This window comes from Streptomyces sp. NPDC005262, assembly GCF_042872425.1.
Taxonomy (GTDB): Bacteria; Actinomycetota; Actinomycetes; order Streptomycetales; family Streptomycetaceae; genus Streptomyces.
In genome coordinates this window covers 170,856-188,593 of sequence record NZ_JBIAKK010000008.1, presented here as the reverse complement: position 1 = coordinate 188,593, position 17,738 = coordinate 170,856, and the positions used below count along the sequence as shown (strand labels likewise).

General features: G+C 69.6%; 14 protein-coding genes and 2 pseudogenes. 4 read left to right on the top strand and 12 right to left on the bottom strand.

Annotated features, from left to right (window positions below; all coding sequences use genetic code 11):
• Nucleotide 1: 1 nt before the first annotated feature.
• From ACFYP5_RS21560 to ACFYP5_RS21515, 10 genes are all read right to left on the bottom strand, one after another.
• On the bottom strand, nt 2-796 hold the full coding sequence (locus ACFYP5_RS21560) for an enoyl-CoA hydratase/isomerase family protein (protein ID WP_389038318.1): 795 nt from the start codon (nt 794-796) through the stop codon (nt 2-4).
• Nucleotides 793-1,581 carry an SDR family NAD(P)-dependent oxidoreductase gene (locus ACFYP5_RS21555; protein WP_389038315.1) on the bottom strand — a complete coding sequence of 263 codons (789 nt, stop codon included), beginning with the start codon at nt 1,579-1,581 and terminating at the stop codon, nt 793-795. Before ACFYP5_RS21555 ends, ACFYP5_RS21560 begins: the two co-directional genes overlap by 4 nt.
• Entirely contained in the window at nt 1,578-2,348 is a 771-nt protein-coding gene (locus ACFYP5_RS21550; protein WP_389038312.1) for an SDR family oxidoreductase, read from the bottom strand. Before ACFYP5_RS21550 ends, ACFYP5_RS21555 begins: the two co-directional genes overlap by 4 nt.
• On the bottom strand, nt 2,345-3,574 hold the full coding sequence (locus ACFYP5_RS21545) for an acyl-CoA dehydrogenase family protein (protein WP_389038309.1): 1,230 nt from the start codon (nt 3,572-3,574) through the stop codon (nt 2,345-2,347). The genes ACFYP5_RS21550 and ACFYP5_RS21545 overlap by 4 nt, the downstream gene beginning before the upstream one ends.
• A 74-nt stretch (nt 3,575-3,648) precedes the next feature.
• Nucleotides 3,649-4,623 (bottom strand): phosphotransferase family protein, encoded by a 975-nt coding sequence (locus ACFYP5_RS21540; protein ID WP_389038306.1) that lies wholly within the window; start codon nt 4,621-4,623, stop codon nt 3,649-3,651.
• Nucleotides 4,620-5,822, bottom strand: a complete 1,203-nt coding sequence (locus ACFYP5_RS21535) for an acyl-CoA dehydrogenase family protein (protein ID WP_389038303.1) — start codon at nt 5,820-5,822, stop codon at nt 4,620-4,622. Before ACFYP5_RS21535 ends, ACFYP5_RS21540 begins: the two co-directional genes overlap by 4 nt.
• A gap of 18 nt (nt 5,823-5,840) precedes the next feature.
• Nucleotides 5,841-6,986, bottom strand: a complete 1,146-nt coding sequence (locus tag ACFYP5_RS21530; protein WP_389038301.1) for a thiolase family protein — start codon at nt 6,984-6,986, stop codon at nt 5,841-5,843.
• Nucleotides 6,983-7,384 (bottom strand): Zn-ribbon domain-containing OB-fold protein, encoded by a 402-nt coding sequence (locus ACFYP5_RS21525; RefSeq protein WP_389038299.1) that lies wholly within the window; start codon nt 7,382-7,384, stop codon nt 6,983-6,985. The genes ACFYP5_RS21530 and ACFYP5_RS21525 overlap by 4 nt, the downstream gene beginning before the upstream one ends.
• The gene (locus tag ACFYP5_RS21520; protein WP_326601546.1) at nt 7,369-8,157 is read right to left on the bottom strand and encodes an enoyl-CoA hydratase/isomerase family protein; all 789 of its coding nucleotides are present in this window, start codon (nt 8,155-8,157) and stop codon (nt 7,369-7,371) included. The genes ACFYP5_RS21525 and ACFYP5_RS21520 overlap by 16 nt, the downstream gene beginning before the upstream one ends.
• 109 nt (nt 8,158-8,266) lie before the next feature.
• Complete coding sequence (locus tag ACFYP5_RS21515; protein WP_389038297.1) at nt 8,267-9,322, bottom strand: alcohol dehydrogenase catalytic domain-containing protein; 1,056 nt, start codon at nt 9,320-9,322, stop codon at nt 8,267-8,269.
• A gap of 183 nt (nt 9,323-9,505) precedes the next feature.
• On the opposite strand from ACFYP5_RS21515, the gene icmF reads away from it, so the two are divergent.
• The 4 genes and pseudogenes from icmF to ACFYP5_RS21495 all read left to right on the top strand — a co-directional run.
• Nucleotides 9,506-12,757: a fused isobutyryl-CoA mutase/GTPase IcmF gene (gene icmF, locus ACFYP5_RS21510; RefSeq protein ID WP_389038295.1), complete on the top strand. Its 3,252-nt coding sequence runs from the start codon at nt 9,506-9,508 to the stop codon at nt 12,755-12,757.
• A gap of 51 nt (nt 12,758-12,808) precedes the next feature.
• The gene (locus ACFYP5_RS21505) at nt 12,809-13,672 is read left to right on the top strand and encodes a 3-hydroxybutyryl-CoA dehydrogenase (RefSeq protein WP_389038292.1); all 864 of its coding nucleotides are present in this window, start codon (nt 12,809-12,811) and stop codon (nt 13,670-13,672) included.
• A gap of 58 nt (nt 13,673-13,730) precedes the next feature.
• Nucleotides 13,731-13,859 (top strand): annotated as a pseudogene (locus ACFYP5_RS21500) (hypothetical protein); the annotation flags it as partial.
• Between the two features lie 95 nt (nt 13,860-13,954).
• Nucleotides 13,955-14,499, top strand: a pseudogene (locus ACFYP5_RS21495) (AMP-binding protein); the annotation flags it as partial.
• Nucleotides 14,500-14,541: 42 nt separating this feature from the next.
• On the opposite strand, the gene ACFYP5_RS21490 reads toward ACFYP5_RS21495, so the two are convergent.
• The gene (locus ACFYP5_RS21490) at nt 14,542-16,488 is read right to left on the bottom strand and encodes an FAD-dependent oxidoreductase (RefSeq protein WP_389038289.1); all 1,947 of its coding nucleotides are present in this window, start codon (nt 16,486-16,488) and stop codon (nt 14,542-14,544) included.
• An 18-nt stretch (nt 16,489-16,506) separates the two neighbouring features.
• On the bottom strand, nt 16,507-17,652 hold the full coding sequence (locus ACFYP5_RS21485) for an acyl-CoA dehydrogenase family protein (RefSeq protein ID WP_389038286.1): 1,146 nt from the start codon (nt 17,650-17,652) through the stop codon (nt 16,507-16,509).
• Between the last annotated feature and the right edge of the window lie 86 nt (nt 17,653-17,738).

Here is a 17,738-nt window from a genome sequence, read left to right as displayed (position 1 = left end):
ATCAGGGCCTGGCTGAGATACGCGTGAAGTCGGGCGGCCGCTTGCCCAGGAAGGCGGTGACGCCCTCACGGCCTGCGTCGGATGCCGCCGTGGTGGCGAGCGCACGGGCCTCACGGTCGAGGTGCCCGCCGAGGTCCGCGGTCAGTCCGGCGGCGACGAGCCGGCGGGTGGCGCCGAAGGCGGTGGTGGGGCCGCGGCGCAGGGACTCGGCCGTCTGCCGGGCCTCGGCGGCCAGTTGGTCCGGGGCGGCCACGCGGCTCACCAGTCCCATCGCCGCCGCTTCCGCCGCCGCGATCCGGCGGTTGGTCAGCAGCAGGTCCAGGGCCCGCTTGGGCCCGACGAGGCGGGGCAGGAACCAGCTCACTCCGGCGTCCGGCGAGTAGCCGATGCCGGTGTACGCGGCAGTGAACGAGGCATTGTCGGCTGCGAGGGTCACATCGGCCGCCGCGGCCAGGCCGATGCCCGCGCCGGCGACCGCTCCCTGCACGGCGGCCACCATGGGCGCGTCGATGGCGGCGAACGTACGCAGCGCGTCGTGCAGCGCATCGGTCACCGCGATGAGGTGCTTCTCCAGCGCCTCGCCCGACAGTGCGGAGAACTCCCGCAGATCGCCGCCGACACAGAACGACCGTCCCTCGCCGGTGAGCAGCACGGCTCGTACGGACTCGCGCTCGCAGGTCCGTGCCGCGTCCAGCAGTCCGCGCGCCATCTCCAGATCGATGGCGTTGCCCGCCTCGCCCCGTCGCAGGGTGACGTGGGCGAGACCGCCGTCCAGGATGTCGACGGCGACCCTCATCGCGCGGTCCATCCGCCGTCGACGGTCAGGACCTGACCGGTGCAGTACGAGGACGCGTCAGAGGCGAGAAAGAGCAGCGCGCCATCGAGTTCGTGGCCGTGGCCGCCACGGCGCAGCAGGGTGTTGCGCTCGACCCAGCGGCCGGAACGCCCGTCACCGAAGAGGTCAGCGGTCATCTCGGTGCGGAACCAGCCCGGGGCGAGTGCGTTGACGCGCGTTCCGCTGCGACCGCCCCACTGTCCGGCCAACTCGCGGGTCAGGCCGATCAGTCCGGCCTTGGACGCCGAGTAGCTCGCGCCGCCGAGCGGGGCGGCGGAGACCAGACCGAGGATGGAGGAGACGTTGATGATGCTCCTGCCCCCGGCCGGGGCGTCGACGGGGGTGGGTGCCTCGGCGGTGAGCCGTGCGAGGTGGAACGGTGCGGTGAGATTCACGCCGAGTACATTGGCGAAGGCCTGCGGTGACTCGTCCTCGGCGCGTGTCTCACCGGAGGTGGCCGCGTTGTTGACCAGGATGTCGATGCGGCCGGTCACTGTCAGCGCCGTCTCGGTCAGCCTCGTACGGTCGGCCTCCTGAGAGACGTCGCAGGCGATCGGGTGGATACGCGCGTCGGAGTCGGCGAGTTCCTTCAGCCGGTCGATGCGGCGGGCGGCAGCGAACACAGTTGCGCCGGCCTGCGCGAGGACGGCCGCGAAACGTGCGCCGAGTCCTGCGGAGGCGCCGGTGACGATCGCTGTCCTGCCCTCCAGCGAGAACAGCTCGGAGGCGGGTCGCGGCGCGCTCACCGGTCCACCCCGATCGGCAGTGCGGTCGCGCCACCGTCGAGCACCAGGGTCTGGCCGGTCATCCAGGAAGAGGCGTCGGAGGCCAGGAACAGCGCCGCGTTCGCCACGTCCTCCACCGTACCGAGGCGCCGCATCGGCAGCTTGGCCGTGAGGATGGGCTCACGGATCTCCCACACCGCACGTGCAAGTTCGGTCTTGATCAGTCCTGGGGCGATGGCGTTCACCCGTGCCCGCGGCCCGAGTTCATAGGCGAGCTGCCGGGTCATGTGCAGCATGGCGGCCTTGGTGGCGTTGTAGTAGCCGATGTGCGGGTCGACGATCAGACCGCCGACGGAGGCGATGTTGATCACCGCTCCCCCGTGTTCGGCCATCCAGGCCCGCCATGCGAAGCGGGTCCAGGCGATCATCCCGTACTGGTTGACGCGAACGGTCTTCTCCGCGCGCGGCAGGTCCAGATCGAGCAGGTCGCCGTTGTACGGGTTGGTCGCCGCATTGTTGACCAGGATGTCGACCCGGCCGAAGCGCTCGACGGTCTCGTCGATGCATGCCTCGGCCTGGTCGGGCTCGCCGGCGTTCGCCACCACCGTGTGCACATCGCCCTCGCCCTTGACTCGCAGCAGCCCCTCGCGCGCCTCGGCGAGTCCGGATGCCTTGCGGGCCGCGATCACGACGTGGGCGCCGGCCGCCCGGTAGGCGGTGGCAATGCCGAGGCCGATGCCGCGCGATCCGCCGGTGATGACGGCGACCTTGCCTTCGATGATGCTCACGCTGCCCCTGCCTCTGTGTCGGTCTTCTTGTACCGGGCGAGTTCCTGACGGGCCACCGTGCGCAGATGCACCTCGTCGGGGCCGTCGGCGATGCGCAGCGCCCGGGTGATCGAGAACAGCCGGGCCAGTACGGTGTCATCGCTGACCCCCGCAGCGCCGTGCGCCTGAACCGCACGGTCGACCACCCTGTGCGCGACCTCCAGCGCCGCCACCTTGATCGCGGCGACCTCCATCCGGGCGGCGGCGTTGCCGACCGTGTCCATCAGCCAGGCCGACTTGAGGACGAGGAGCCGCAGCTGCTCGATCTCGATGCGGCTGCGGGCGATCCACTCGCGCACCACGCCCCGGTCGGCGAGCGGCCCCCCGAAAGCAACGCGTGCGGTGGTGCGCTCGCACATCAGTTGCAGGGCGCGCTCGGCGAACCCGACGGCGCGCATGGCGTAGTGCATGCGCCCCGGGCCGAGCCGCCCCTGGGCGAGTGCAAAGCCCTCGCCCTCACCTCCGAGGATGTTCTCCGCCGGTACGCGGACGTCGTCGAAGAGCACCTCGCCGTGCCCGCACCGGTCGGTGTAGCCGAACATCGGCAGATCGCGCAGCACCTTCACGCCCGGGGTGTCACGGGGGATGAGCAGCATGCTCTGCTGCCGGTAGGTGGGCGCGTCCGGGTCGGTCTTGCCCATCAGAATGATCAGCTTGCAGTCAGGATCGAGGATCCCGGACGTGTACCACTTGCGGCCGTTGACGACGTAGCAGTCGCCGTCACGCGTGATGCGCGTGCGGATGTTCCGGGCGTCCGAGCTGGCGACCTCGGGTTCGGTCATCGCGAAGCAGGAACGTATCTCGGCCTCCAGCAGGGGCCGCAGCCAGCGTTCCTGCTGCTCGGGCGTGCCGTACAGGGCGAGCAGCTCCATGTTGCCGGTGTCGGGCGCCGAGCAGTTGAACACCTCGGGGCCGATGATGGAGCGACCGGCCAGCTCCATGAGTGGCGCGTACTCGAGGTTGGTGAGTCCCGCGCCCCAGTCGCCGTGCGCCATGAAGAGGTTCCACAATCTCTCGGCTCGCGCCTTCTCCTTCAGCTCGGCCATCACCGGCGGCAGCGCGTGCGGGTCGTCCGCCTCGGTGAGCTGCCGGTCATAAACGGCTTCCGCCGGATAGACATGCTGGTCCATGAACGACCGCATGCGGTCCTGGAGTTCACTCGCCCGGGGCGAGAATCCGAAATCCACGATTGCTCCTCTTCGCCGGGGCCCCTGGCTCGGCGTGCGTCCTTAAGTGCTGCGATTTGTACGGTCGGTACGGATCAGCCGAGGATGTCGCGCGCCGTGCGGATCATCGCGGCAATGGTCGGCGGCAGGCGCTCCTGGTCCGGGTCGTGGTGCTTGCCCTCGCGGTGCCGGCGCAGGTTGTGGCCCATGATCGCAGCCATCTTCATGCGCCCCAGCGCCCGGAACCAGTCCATCGCGGGCAGCGCGGGTCGGCCGTCCAGGTAGGCGTCCAGCAGGTTGACCTCGGTGGGCAGGCCGGGTACGGCGCGCCCCAGCCGGGGGAAGTTGCGGTGGTCGGCGAAGAGCAGGAACCAGCCGAGGTCGATGCGCGGGTCACCGACGCTCCAGATCTCCCAGTCGACGACGGCGGTCGCCCGCCGGCCCACGCAGAGCACATTGCCGAGCCTGAAGTCACCGTGCAGCAGCACCGGTGGTATGCCGTCGGGTATGGCGTCGGCGAGACGGGCCAGCAACTCCTCTCCACCCGGGCGGAGTCCAGCCGGAACGGCATGCATGGTCCGGCTCCACCGCTCCAGTTCCCCGGACGCGTCGAGCGGTTCGGGCGCATCGAGTCCGGGCGTGCGGATATCGGTGTCGTGCAACTGCCGCAGCACGGACGCGATCTCCCGCATCCGCGCCCGTGCCGTCTCAGCGGGCACCTCGGGCTCGTCGAGCACGGGTTCGACGGCCTCCCCGGCAGCGAAGTCCATGGCGAACCAAGCGGGTTGTGTCTTGTCGACGGCGGCGACTGCCGGCACCGGGACTGCGGATCCGGCGAGCGCTCCCAGCACCCGCGCCTGACGCAGCACGTCGTTGCGCCCGACGGGCCGCTGCCCCGGCGGAACCGCCTTGATGACGTACTTCGCGTCCCCCGCGGTGACCGAGTACGTCAGTCCCGAGTGGCCGCCCTCCAAGGTCTTCAACTCCCCGATCGACACCCCCGGATGCCGGGGGGCGAGGCGGTCGCGGACCCGTGTGGACAGCTCCGACACCTGAGTGGCCGTGCTCATCGGACGGGCTCCTTGGGCAGGCCGAGCACGCGCTCGGCGAGGATGTTGTGCTGGATCTCGTCGGTGCCGCCCGCGATGCTGTAGCCGGGCGCGCCGAGCACGTGCTCCGTCCAGGCGTAGGTGCCCCACTCCCCCGTATCGGCGACAAGGCGCGGGCCCAGCAGCTGCGACGCCAGATCACTGGTGCGCCGCATGGTCTCGGTGGCGTACAGCTTGCCCACCGACGCCTCCGCGCCCGGCTCCCGGCCCGCGACGAGGGCGGCGGTCACCCGCAGCCCGATGAGCCGCTGGACGAGGCTTCGGATGTGGAGGTCGGCGGCCTGAAGCCGTTCGCCGCCGGTGAGCGGGCGGGACAGGTTCCGGGCCAGTTCGATTGCCCGGTCGGCGTTGTCCAGGCCGAGGTTGCCCGAGTCGAGCCGTTCGGCCGCCAGCACACTGAGCGTGACCCCCCAGCCCCCTCCGACCGGTCCGAGCCGGTCGGTGTCGGGCACGGTCACGCCGTCGAGGTAGACCTCGTTGAAGCTGGCGCCGCCGGTCATCTGCCGGATGGGCCGTACGGTCACGCCCGGGGCGTCCATGCGCACCAGGAAGACGGTGATACCGGCGTGCTTGCGTACGTCCGGGTCGGTGCGGCATACCGCGACGCCCCAGGTCGCGACCGTGGCCCCGGAGGTCCACACCTTGTGCCCGCGCAGTACCCATGCGTCGCCGTCGCGCACCGCCTTCGTACGCACCGCCGCGAGGTCGGAGCCGGCCTCGGTCTCCGAGAACAGCTGGCAGGCCAACTCGTCGGTGCGCAGCATGGGCCGCAGCCAGCGCTGCTTCTGTTCCTCGGTGCCCCAGATGCCGATCGCAGGGGCGACCAGCTGCTGTGTCACCGGGAAGATCTCGGTGCGGTGCGGTACGTCGAAGGCCGCTTCTTCGGAACGGTAGAGCTGCTCGTAGTACGCGGGCAGGTCCCGACCCCCGTACGTGGCCTGCCAGTTGAGCGCACCCCACCCCTCGTCGTAGCGAGTGCGTTCCCACTCCTGGGTGCGGGCGGTGTGCGCGCGCTCCTCCTTCTCCGTCCAGTTCTCGAACACAGCGACGGAGTCGGGGCCGCTGCCCCACTCCCCGTCGGCGGGGCGCGGCCGGGCGACCGTGGCCAGCCACTGCCGGGCCTGCGCGCGGAACTCCTCGGGTTCCGGGATACCGCTCATGTCTTCCTCCACCTCCACTCAGCGGGACAGCACCGTGCAGGCGCTGACTCCGGGCGCGCCGTACACATGTGTGAAGCCGACCCGTGGTCGTCCGGGCACCTGCCGTTCGCCGGCCCGGCCTCGCAACTGCTGGACGACCTCGTGAACCTGGCGCAGTCCTGAGGCACCGATGGGTTCGCCGTTGGCGATGCAGCCGCCGTCGGTGTTGACCGGCAGCGCACCCCCGATTTCCGTGGCACCCGAGGCGATCAGCCGCTCCTGCTCCCCGTCCTCACAGAACCCGCACTCGGCCATGTGCATGACCTCGGCGCCGCTCTCGGTGTCCTGCAGCTGGCAGACATCGATGTCGCCGGGCCCGATCCCCGCCTCCGCGAACGCGGCGGCCGAGGCATCGCGGCTGACGCTGGTCAGCTCACCCCCGGGGATCCACGGGCTGAACACCTCGAACGAGCCGAAGCGACGGGTTCGCACAGCCGCCGAGCGCAGAGTGACCGAGGGCCCGTCCAGCGTGCGGGCAACCTCGGGCGAGCAGAGCACCAGCGCGGCCGCACCCGCTCCCGGGGAGCAGAACATGTAGCGGGTCAGTGGGTCGCTGACCATGCCGGAGTCCAAAATCGCCGCGGCGGACACCGGTTTGCGCCGCCAGGCCTCAGGGGTCATGCCACCGTTGCGGTACGCCTTCTCGGCGACCAGCGCGAGGGTCTGCGGCGTGACCCCGTGGTCGTGCATATAGCGCTGGATCTTCATGCCGAAGAACTGGGTGGTCACCATCAGCCCGTCGCTGCCGTATTCCTCACCCAGGCCCCAGTCCTCGGGCCGCGGGTCGAAGGCCCCGCGCGGGTGCTTGTCGAAGCCGACGGCGAGGACGACGTCCGCCATGCCGGAACGGATCGCGTTCACAGCGGAGACCAGTGCGCTGCCGCCGGTCGCGCAGCCGTTCTTGACGTTCACGAACGGCAGTCCGGTCAGGCCGAGTTGGGCTACCAGGGTGTCGGCGAGCCCGGCGTTGTCACTGCCACCGAAAGCAGCTCGCACCCGCGACCACCCGATCCCGGCATCCGTCAGTGCGGCGTTCACCGCACTGACGGCCAGCTGCCGGCCGCTCGCCTCCGGCCGGCCGAACGGGGTACGTCCGGTACCGCAGATCAGGACGTCGGCGCTCATGAGCCCTCCTCGCGATCGGTCGTGGGGTGGGCCCGCGGCACCCCGTCGCCGACGGTCAGCGTGAGTGGCATGCCGATACGGACCTCTTCGAGGTCGTCGACCTCGAGTACGGCGGCCACACGAACGCCCTCTTCCAGTTCGACGTAGCCGAGCGCGAACGGGACGAATCCGCCGGGCGGGACGTGGTACGGCGGTGACTTGGGGGCGTACCGCTGCACCGTCCACGTCCACAGGGTGCCCGCGCCGGACAGGGCCGCCGGGTAGGCCGGCCCCCCACAGCGCGGGCACGCGTCGTCCGCGGGATAGACCGCCACCGAGCAGCCGGAGCAACGTGAGCCCTGGAGCCCGGTGGCCGGACTCCGCGGATGGCCGGTCATCCGGGTCAGCGCCCCTGCCACTTCGGCTCGCGCTTCTCCAGGAAGGCCGAGACACCCTCGTTGGCGTCCTCGGAGTTGAGCGCCACGCCCACGGCGAGGTGTTCCATCACCATCAGCGACTGGGTGTCGGCGTCCAGGCTCCGGTCGATCGTCATCTTGGTGAGCCACATCGTGAACGGGCTCTTGTCGATGAGGTCTCCGATGAAGTCCTGCACCGTCTCGTCCAGCTTGTCGGCCGGGGCGGACTTGTTGATCAGGCCGAACTCCGCGGCCTCGATGCCGGACAGCAGCTTGCCGGTGAGCATCAGCTCCTTCGTCTTGCGGATGCCGATCATGCGCGGCACGCGGTAGATCGGGCCCGCCCCGCCGAACAGCGCGCGGCGGATGTGGAAATCGCCGATCTTGGCGTCGTCCGCGGCGATCGCGAAGTCGCAGGAGATCATGATCTCGAAGCCGCCCGCGGTGACATGGCCCTCCAGGACCGCGACGGAGGGGGTCTTCATCGAGTAGAGGCGGTCGCACACCTTCGCGGACTTGACCGCGACGTCGATGGCGTTCGACTTGCCCACGTACTCCGCCTTCAGGCTGTCGAGGTCGAAGCCCGAGCAGAAGGTGCCGCCGCGGCCGCGGAACACCAGGACCCGCAGCTCGGGGTCCTCATCGACCTCGGTGATGATCTCGTCGAGCCGGTCCAGGATCGGCACCGTGACGCAGTTCTTCTTCCACGGACGGTTGAGCCAGACACGGGCGACATGGCCGTCACGCTCGAACTGGATCTCGTCTTCCACTGCCATCTCATCCTCCAAGTTGAACTGAATTCATTACGAGTTTGCGGAGCTAGTGATGCACTGTCAACCCTCTGATCGACATTGGTTCAGCTGACCGCACCAGCCCCGCGCAGGGTCAGGCCGCGCCGTCCGCAGGAATTTCGACCAGGACCTTCACGCGCCGCCCGCCACGGACGTCATGCAGCCCCTCGACGGTGTCGCCGAGCGGAATGCGGTCGAGCCAGCCATCGATCGGGTAGTGACCGGCAGCCATGTACTCGATGACACGCTCGAAGGCGCCGTCGGGGTACGCCTCGGAGCCGAGCAGGGCGAGTTCGGCCAGACGCAGGGCGGCGGCGTCGATGGCCACCGGGCCCGAGTACAGGGCCACCATCACGACCGGCGCCCTGGCGGCCACGGAGCGGAGGGCCGCATTGAGCGCCTCCGGTCGGCCGGAGCACTCGATGGCCGCATCCACACCCCGGCCACGCGTGTGGCTCATCACCTCCTCGACCACGTCGACCGTGCCGGGATCGAGAACCCGGGCGCCGTGCAGTTCGGCCGCCGCACGGCGGGTCGGCGAGGGCTCCACCATCAGCACGTCGTGGACGCCGCACGCCTTCAGCGCGAACAGCGCACCCATCCCGACGGCACCCGCACCCGTCACCAGGGCGCTGCCACCGCCCGGCACACAGGCCCTCTCCACAGCATTCAGGGCCACCGCCATGGGTTCGACCAGAGCGCCCTGTTCCAGCGAGAGTCCGTCGGGCAGCAGGTGCACGGAGTCGGCCGGCACGAGCACGTACTGGGCCAGTCCGCCGCCGGGGGCGGTCACCCCGATCGCAGCCAGGGCCGTGCACAGATGGGACAGTCCGGACGTACAGCGCGGGCACATCCCGCAGGTGCGGATCGGCCGCACGCAGACCCGGGCGCCGGGCGCGACCCGGTCGACCCCTTCACCGCAGACCACCACGGTCCCCGCGAATTCGTGCCCCAGGGTCTGCGGCAAGGTGGCACCGGTCAGCGGATTGGGCTCGTGCGTGGCGCGTGGCTTCTCGAAGTACTCGTGCACATCGGTGCCGCAGATTCCCGCGTACGCCACGCGGATTTTCACCTCGCCCGGCCCCGGCTCGGGTTCGGGCATCTCCTCGATCCGAAGATCCTTGGCTCCGTACAGCCTGGCGGCCAGCATCGTTCCTCCCAGGATTCGCTCCGCTGCGACCCTCCGAGCCTGTCATTAAACTGAATTGACTTCAATGCATTGCTTGAGACCTGCACCTACTTCGGTTCAGTATGGACCGGGGTCACATGCCGACCCGTGTCCGACTCGCATCCGCCCCTTGCCGACGCAGGCAGGAGGCAGTCTGGAGTGCACATGTCCCCTGGTGACGCGGCAGCGCGGTCGTATCGCGCAGAGCATCCCGTCCGTTTTGTGACCGCCTCGAGTCTCTTCGACGGCCATGACGCCTCGATCAACATCATGCGGCGCATCCTGCAGGCACAGGGCGCGGAGGTGATCCACCTCGGGCACAACCGCTCGGTGAGCGAGGTGGTGGACGCCGCCTTGGAGGAGGACGTCCAGGGGGTGGCCGTCAGCTCCTATCAGGGGGGTCACGTCGAGTACTTCGAGTACCTGGTGGAGTCACTGCGAGAGCGCGGCGCCGGACATGTCCGGGTGTTCGGCGGGGGCGGTGGGGTGATCGTGCCGCAGGAGATCGAGCGGCTCTCGCGAGCCGGTGTGCGGATCTTCTCGCCGGAGGAGGGGCAGCGGCTGGGCCTGGTCGGCATGATCCGGACGATGATCGAAGCGTGCGACACCGCACCGTGGGAGGAGGCACCGGCCGAGCGAGGCCGGGTTCTGGCCGGTGAACGCCCGGCACTGGCACGGCTGGTGTCCGCGGCCGCGGCCGGTACGTTGCCGGCTTCGGAGCTGCGGGCGTTGGAGAAGGCGGCTGCGGCGCGCCAGGTGCCGGTGCTCGGTATCACCGGCACGGGCGGCTCCGGCAAGTCCTCGCTCACCGACGAGCTCGTTCGCCGGCTCCGCACCGACCAGCACGACAGGCTGCGGGTGGCCGTGCTGGCAGTGGACCCGACCCGGCGGCGGGGCGGCGGGGCCCTCCTCGGCGACCGCATCCGGATGAATTCCCTCGACGGCGACCGGATCTTCTTCCGGTCACTTGCCACCCGCGGCAGCAGTGAACTGCCCGAGGGGCTTGGTGAGTCGATCACCGCCTGCAAAGCGGCCGGCTACGACCTGGTCATCGTCGAGACACCCGGCATCGGCCAAGGAGACGCAGCAATCGTGCCGTACGCGGATGTGTCCTTGTACGTCATGACGCCCGAGTTCGGTGCGGCATCCCAGCTGGAGAAGATCGACATGCTGGATTTCGCGGACGTCGTCGCCATCAACAAGTTCGAGCGGCGCGGTGCCCAGGACGCGCTGCGCGATGTCGGCCGTCAACTGGTCCGCAACCGGGAGGCGTTCGGCTCACGCCCCGACGAGATGCCCGTGTTCGGCACCAGTGCCGCGACTTTCCACGACGACGGCGTCACCGCGCTCTACCAGCATCTGCGCGATCTGCTCAGCGAGCGCGGCATGCCGACCGGTCCCAGCTCCCTGCCCGCGGTGTCGGTACGTCACTCCAGCGGCGCCGCACAGATCGTGCCCCCGTCCCGCTCACGCTATCTGGCTGACATCGCCGAGACCGTGCGTACGTACCATGCGCATACCGTCGATCAGGCTGAGGCGGCCCGACGGGCGCAACAACTGGCCGCGGTCCGCGACGAGCTGGCGGGCATACAGGCGTCGACCACCGAGATCGACCGGCTGCTCGACGAGGCGCGTGAACGGCTCGACGATGACACACGGCGCGCGCTGAAGCAGTGGCCGGGGACCGTCCAGGCATACTCCGGCGACGAGCTGGTGGTCGCCTTGCGCGGCCGGGAACTGCGCACCCGCCTGGTGCGCGAGTCACTTTCGGGCAGCCGGATTCCGCGAGTGGCCCTGCCGCGGTACGCCGACCACGGGGAGCTGCTGCGGTTCCTGCGACGGGAGAACCTGCCGGGCTCGTTCCCGTTCACGGCCGGGGTGTTTCCCTTCAAGCGGGAAGGCGAGGATCCGGCACGGATGTTCGCGGGCGAGGGCGATCCGTTCCGTACCAACCGCCGGTTCAAGCTGCTGTCCCGGGGTGGCGAGGCGACCCGCCTCTCCACGGCCTTCGACTCCGTCACTCTCTACGGCCGCGACCCCGGCCGACGCCCCGACATCTACGGCAAGGTCGGCACCTCGGGCGTATCGGTGGCAACGCTGGAGGACATGAAGGCGCTGTACGAGGGCTTCGATCTGGTCTCGCCCACCATTTCCGTCTCCATGACCATCAACGGCCCGGCACCGACAATCCTCGCGTTTTTCCTGAACACCGCGATCGACCAGCAGCTCGACGCCTACACCGCCGAGCACGGTCACGCGCCCGATGCGGAGCGGAGACGGACGATCCGGGCCGAGGTACTGCGCAGCGTGCGAGGCACCGTGCAGGCCGACATCCTCAAGGAGGACCAGGGGCAGAACACCTGTCTGTTCTCCACGGAGTTCAGCCTGCGCATGATGGGTGACATCCAGCAGTGGTTCATCGAGCAGGGCGTGAGGAACTTCTACTCCGTCTCCATTTCCGGCTACCACATCGCCGAGGCCGGAGCCAACCCCATCAGCCAGCTCGCCTTCACGCTCGCCAACGGGTTCACGTACGTCGAGTCCTATCTGGCGCGCGGCATGGACATCGACGACTTCGCGCCGAATCTGTCGTTCTTCTTCTCCAACGGCATGGACCCGGAGTACTCGGTTCTCGGCCGGGTGGCCCGGCGCATCTGGGCGGTGGCGATGCGGGACCACTACGGGGCGAACGAGCGCAGCCAGAAACTGAAGTATCACGTTCAGACCTCGGGCCGCTCCCTGCACGCCCAGGAGATGGACTTCAACGACATCCGCACCACACTGCAGGCGCTGATCGCTCTCTACGACAACTGCAACAGCCTGCACACCAATGCCTACGACGAGGCCGTGACAACTCCGACGGAGGAGTCCGTGCGCCGAGCCCTCGCCATCCAGCTGATCATCAACCGTGAGTGGGGACTTGCGATGAACGAGAACCCGCTGCAGGGCTCGTACGTCATCGACGAGCTCACCGATCTGCTGGAGGAGGCAGTGCTGACGGAGTTCGAGCGGATCAGCGAGCGCGGGGGTGTGCTCGGTGCGATGGAGACCGGCTACCAGCGGGGGCGTATCCAGGACGAGTCAATGCTGTACGAGGAGCGCAAGCACGACGGGACTCTGCCGATCATCGGCGTCAATACCTTCCGCAACCCGCACTCCCGGGACGGGCAGGGCGCACAGGTCGTCGAACTCGCCCGCGCCACCGAACAGGAGAAGCGGTCCCAGCTCGCCCGTGTCCATGACTTCCAGGTCCGTCACCAGGATGCCGCTCCCATCGCCCTGACCGACCTCAAGCGTGCCGCGACCAGCGGCGAGAACGTCTTCGCCGTGCTGATGGACGCCGCGCGGGTCTGCTCACTGCAGCAGATCACCGAGGCGTTCTTCGAGGTGGGCGGAGCCTACCGGCGCAATGTCTGACCCGGACGCCCTCTTCGCTCCCCCAACCACCCCACCAGGGAAAGGACCTTCATGTCTGACATCACCCGTCTCGGTGTCGTCGGCTGCGGCCTCATGGGCTCCGGCATCGCCGAGGTCGCCGCACTACGCGGCCTCGACGTCACCGTCGCCGAATCGACCCCCGAGCTGACCGCCGCCGGCCGTGCCCGGGTCACCGCATCCCTGGACCGAGGTCTGCGGCGCGGCAAGCTCACCGAGGCCGACCGCGACCAGGCCCTGGCCCGACTCTCCTTCACCCACGACCTGGGGGAACTGGTCGACCGGCAGCTCGTCATCGAGGCCGTAGCCGAGAACCGGGAGGTGAAGCTCGAGATCTTCCGTCAGCTGGACAAGGTGGTCGCCGACCCGGACGCCGTCCTCGCCACCAACACCTCCTCGATCCCCGTCGTCGACCTCGCCGTCGCCACCGACCGGGCCTCCCACGTCGTGGGCCTGCACTTCTTCAACCCGGTACCGGTTCAGAGGCTGGTCGAGGTCATTCCCGCCCTCACCACCAGCACCGGCACGCTGGCCCGCACCCGTGCCTTCACAGCCGAACAACTGGGCAAGGAGGTCATCCAGGCCCCCGACCGCTCCGGCTTCGTGGTCAACGCGCTGCTGGTGCCGTATCTGCTCGCCGCGATCCGCATGGTCGAGTCCGGCATGGCAAGCGCGCAGGACATCGACAGCGGCATGGAACTCGGCTGCGCCCACCCGATGGGCCCGCTGCGGCTGCTCGACCTGATCGGCCTGGACACCGCACAGGCCGTCGCCAAGTCGATGTACGAAGAGTTCAAGGAACCGCTGTACGCCGCTCCCCCGCTGCTGCAGCGCATGGTCGCCGCGGGCCACCTGGGCCGCAAGAGCGGCCGCGGCTTCTACAAGTACGACGCCTGACCCCATTCCCTCACTCGGCGAGACGGCCGCTGGAAGAACGGCGGCCGCCTCGCTCCAGTTGTCCAACCGGGCCGAAGCCATCGTGTTGTTCCAGGCGATCACGAAGGTGGGCGCCGTCGCCAACCCGATCGTGCCCATCTACCGCGGGCACGAGCTCCGCTTCATCCTCGGCCAGGCGCAGTCGAAGATTGTGTTTGTGCCGGGCCGTTACCGGGGCTTCGACTATCCAGGCCTGTACCGGAGCCTGCGAGTTGCGGGACGTGGTGGTCGTCGGCGGCGGCAATCACGATCTCCTGGGAGTCGTTCCTGGACTCTGCCGGCCCCGATCCGGCAGCCACGGTGCGCGCGCTGCCCGAGCCCGATCCCGACCAGGTCTGCCCGCTGCTCTACACGTCAGGAACGACCGCGGACCCCAAGGGCGTGCTGCACAGCCACAACACGCTGGTGTTCGAGACTCGTCCATGATCGACCAGTTCAGCCTGAACGAACGCGACGTGATCTTCAACCCGTCCCCGGTCACCCATGTCACGGCTGTGAACTGCGCCCTCGTTCTGCCGTTCCCGCTCGGCGCTCCGGTGGTGCTCCAAGACCTGTGGGATCCGAAACTCGCGTTGCACCGGATCACCGCCGCCGGAGCGAGTTTCATGATCTTCTCGACGCCCTTCCTGACCGACCTGCTCGGCGCCGCCGAGGCGGCGGACGTGACGACGCCGACGATCCGCTACATCGTCTGCGGTGGCACGGACATCCCCGACGAGCTCCCCCTCCAGGCCACGGATCGGCTCGGTGTGGTGACCCGTATGTACGGGGCGACCGAAGGCCCCTCAGTGACCTCGGCCAGCGGCACACCCGCCCCCGTGCTCAGATGGTCACAGCGACCTCGCGGCCACTGCCTCGGCAGCCGCGCGTCCCTCCGCGACGGCGTGGGCGATGCGGCGTGGCACGACGCAGTCGCCGACCGCGCGGACCGTCTGACCTGTGGCCGGAGTGAAGTCCGGGCGGCGCGGGAGGCGTTCACCGACCGTCACCAGGACGTCGGCGACAACGCGCTCCTCGCGGCCGTCCATGACGCTGCGCAGCCGCAGTCCGTCGGCCGACGTGGCAGTCACGGTGCTCATCGTGATGACACGCAGCGAGGCGCCGGCGAGCCGGTTCATCAGCTGGGTGCGGTTCTCGGGTGAGAGGCCCGTCGCGAAGCCTGTGCCGGGGGTGATGAGGGTGACCTCGCGGGCGCCGGCCGCCAGCGCACCTTCGACCGCGCTGATGCCCTGCCACCAGCCGAAGCCGTCGTCCAGGACGGCGACCCTGGGCGCACGCGGGACGACGTCGGCGTACCGGTGAAGGAAGTCCGTACTGGTGAGCGTGGGGAGCCCGCCGGGGACGGGGACGACCGCCTCCTCGGCACCGGTGGCGAGCACGATCTGGGAGTACTCCGCCAGTTGGGCGGCGGTCGGCGAGCTGCCCGGCATCACTCGGACGCCGAGGTCGGCGAGCTGGCAGCGCTGGTAGTCGACGAACTTCTGCCAGCCGGAGCGGTTCGGGGCGAGGCCGGCGAGGCGCGCCTGACCTCCGGCATCCTGAGCGCTGTCGAAAACGACCACCGCGCGGCCGGCACGGGCGAGCGCCATCGCACACTCCATGCCCGCGGGCCCTGCACCCACGACGGCAACGGGGCCACTGCGGGAGCCGGGCCGGGTGAGCATCAGGGGAACGGCCGGGCGGGCCAGGGCTCCCGGCGGCCCGAGCTCGGGATTCACCGAACACGACCCGGTAGGTTCGAAGGTCCGGCAGCCCCCATTGCAGCCCGTGCAGGGGCGTACGGACCGCTCATCGCCCGAGACCATCTTGCGGGCGAAGTCCGGGTCGGCGATGAACGGCCGCGCCATGCCGACGAGGTCGGCCCCCGAGTTCAGCGCCCGTTCGATGTCGGCCACCGCCCGGAATCCCTGGCTGACCAGCAGCGGCAGTTCGACCGCCGCACGGAGCCGGGCCACCGACTCGAGCAGCGGCGGGCGGGTGGTGGCCATGCCGGGGACATAGGTGTTGCGGACGCCGGTGGTGACATTGACGTACGTGAAGGGCGACGCGGCACAGAGGCGCGGAAGGAGCTCGATCAGGTCCTCCAGGCCGAGTCCGGAGTTCACGCCGGGCTCCACCGACACCCTTACCCCGATAGGGCGTTCACCGATCTCGGTGCGGATCGAGTCGATCACTTGGGCGAGCAGAGCGATGCGGTCGCCGTACTCGTCATCGCGTGTGTTGTTGACACGGGAGAGGAATTGGGCGAGCAGATAGCCGTGGCCCGCATGCAGCTCCACCCCGTGGAAACCGGCCTGCACACTGTTCCCCGCCGAGATACGGAAGGCGTCGACGACACGGCGGACCTCTTCGGTGCCCAGCGGGTGGGGCGCGCTCGCCTCACGTGGGGATCGGACGGCGGCGGCGGAGACGGGCGCGTAGTAGGTACCGGCACCCAGGGTCTCGCGACCGAGGTGGACGAGCTGCGCGATGGCCACGGCGCCTCCGTCCGTGATGGCCTCGGCTCGGCCGCGCACAGCGTCTTTGATCTCGGGCCGCCATGCCTCGGTCAGATAGCGTTGCGGCAGCGTCGACTCGGAGGCCACGGCGGTACCTCCGGTGATCACCATGCCGGCGCCGCCCTGGGCCAGACGCCGCCAGTAGGCCGCGTCGGTCTCGGTCGGGGCGCCGTCCGTGACGGCGGCGGTGGCGTGGGCGGTGGCGACGAGGCGGTTGCGGAGTGTCAGACCGCCGAGCGTGAACGGCGCGGCGAGGGCGAGGTCGGTGCGTGGCGTCATGTGGCTTTCCCTGCGTGCTCAGGCGACGGATCGGGCGGCGAGACCGATGAGTTCCGCGAGTCGGGCGCGGTGCCGGTCCGCTGTGCCGAACAGCACCTCGCTGCTGTGTGCTCGGCGCACGTACAGGTGTGCCGGGTGTTCCCAGGTGAAGCCGATCCCGCCGTGCAGCTGGACGTACTCGGCCGTAGCCAGGCGGAAGGTCTCGGAGCAGACCACGGCGGCGGCGCTCGCTGCCACCGGCAGCTCGGGCGACGCCACGGCCACGCAGGCACTCGCATATGCGGACGCCGAGCGTGCCGCCTCGAGCGCAACCAGCACGTCGGCCAACCGGTGTTTGACGGCCTGAAAGGATCCGATGGGTCGCCCGAACTGGCAACGCCGGGCCACGAATTCGATGGTGTCGTCCAGCGCGTGACCACTGCCACCGACCTGCTCGGCTGCGAGCGCGGCCCGCCCGACGTCGAGGGTCGCCGCGACGACGTTCCCGGTTCGCTCCGCCACACCCACGGGGGCGGCGGCCGCCCCGCGGAACTCCACCAGCGCCTGGCGGCGCGTCTCGTCCAGCACGCGGCGCGGTGTCCGTCGGCAGGTGTCCGGGGTCGGCTCACAGGCGAACAGCCGGATGCCGCCGCGTGTGCGGGCGCATACCAGGATCAGGGCCGCTCCGGCCCCGTCGAGCACGAAGTCCGCCTGGCCGCGCAGCACCCAGCCCGAGCCCGTCTGTTCGGCGGTGACACCGGGCTCGTCGCTGTCGAAGCCGGCCACGGTCGCGGTGAGCGTGCCGTCCGCGATCCGCGGCAGGTAGCGCTCGCCCAGCTTCGGGTCGCCGCTGTACAGCAGGGTGTGGGTGGCGAGGACCGCCGTAGGCAGCAGCGGCGCGCAGTACAGCGCGCGCCCGGATTCCTCCAGGGCCACAGCGAGTTCGGCGAAGCTGAAGCCTGACCCGCCGAACTCTTCGGGAATGGCCAGCCCGTGGACCCCGATCTCACCCGCGAGCCGCGCCCACAGTGCTTCGTCGTATCCCCGTGGGGTGGCCAGATGCTTGCGGACGTCCTCGGGGTCGCTCGCTTCGGTGTAGAAGTCCCGGAGAACGGCGCGCAGTTGCTGCTGTTCTTCGGTCTCTGACAGTAGCTGAGGGTCGATCTCGGCGTGTCGGCGGTACATGGGGGCTCCATCGTGCGGGTGTGGTGGGGGAGAAACTAATAGAAATTGAACTCAATTCATGAAGTTGAGGTCGAGTCCGGGGCAGG

Coding starts and splice junctions, on each gene's coding strand:
- ACFYP5_RS21540 (WP_389038306.1), bottom strand. CDS start 4,623: ATGAGCACGGCCACTCAGGTGTCGGAGCTGTCCACACGGGTCCGCGAC.
- ACFYP5_RS21535 (WP_389038303.1), bottom strand. CDS start 5,822: ATGAGCGGTATCCCGGAACCCGAGGAGTTCCGCGCGCAGGCCCGGCAG.
- ACFYP5_RS21490 (WP_389038289.1), bottom strand. CDS start 16,488: ATGACGCCACGCACCGACCTCGCCCTCGCCGCGCCGTTCACGCTCGGC.
- ACFYP5_RS21515 (WP_389038297.1), bottom strand. CDS start 9,322: ATGCTGGCCGCCAGGCTGTACGGAGCCAAGGATCTTCGGATCGAGGAG.
- ACFYP5_RS21505 (WP_389038292.1), top strand. CDS start 12,809: ATGTCTGACATCACCCGTCTCGGTGTCGTCGGCTGCGGCCTCATGGGC.
- ACFYP5_RS21485 (WP_389038286.1), bottom strand. CDS start 17,652: ATGTACCGCCGACACGCCGAGATCGACCCTCAGCTACTGTCAGAGACC.
- ACFYP5_RS21520 (WP_326601546.1), bottom strand. CDS start 8,157: ATGGCAGTGGAAGACGAGATCCAGTTCGAGCGTGACGGCCATGTCGCC.
- ACFYP5_RS21560 (WP_389038318.1), bottom strand. CDS start 796: ATGAGGGTCGCCGTCGACATCCTGGACGGCGGTCTCGCCCACGTCACC.
- icmF (WP_389038295.1), top strand. CDS start 9,506: ATGTCCCCTGGTGACGCGGCAGCGCGGTCGTATCGCGCAGAGCATCCC.
- ACFYP5_RS21530 (WP_389038301.1), bottom strand. CDS start 6,986: ATGAGCGCCGACGTCCTGATCTGCGGTACCGGACGTACCCCGTTCGGC.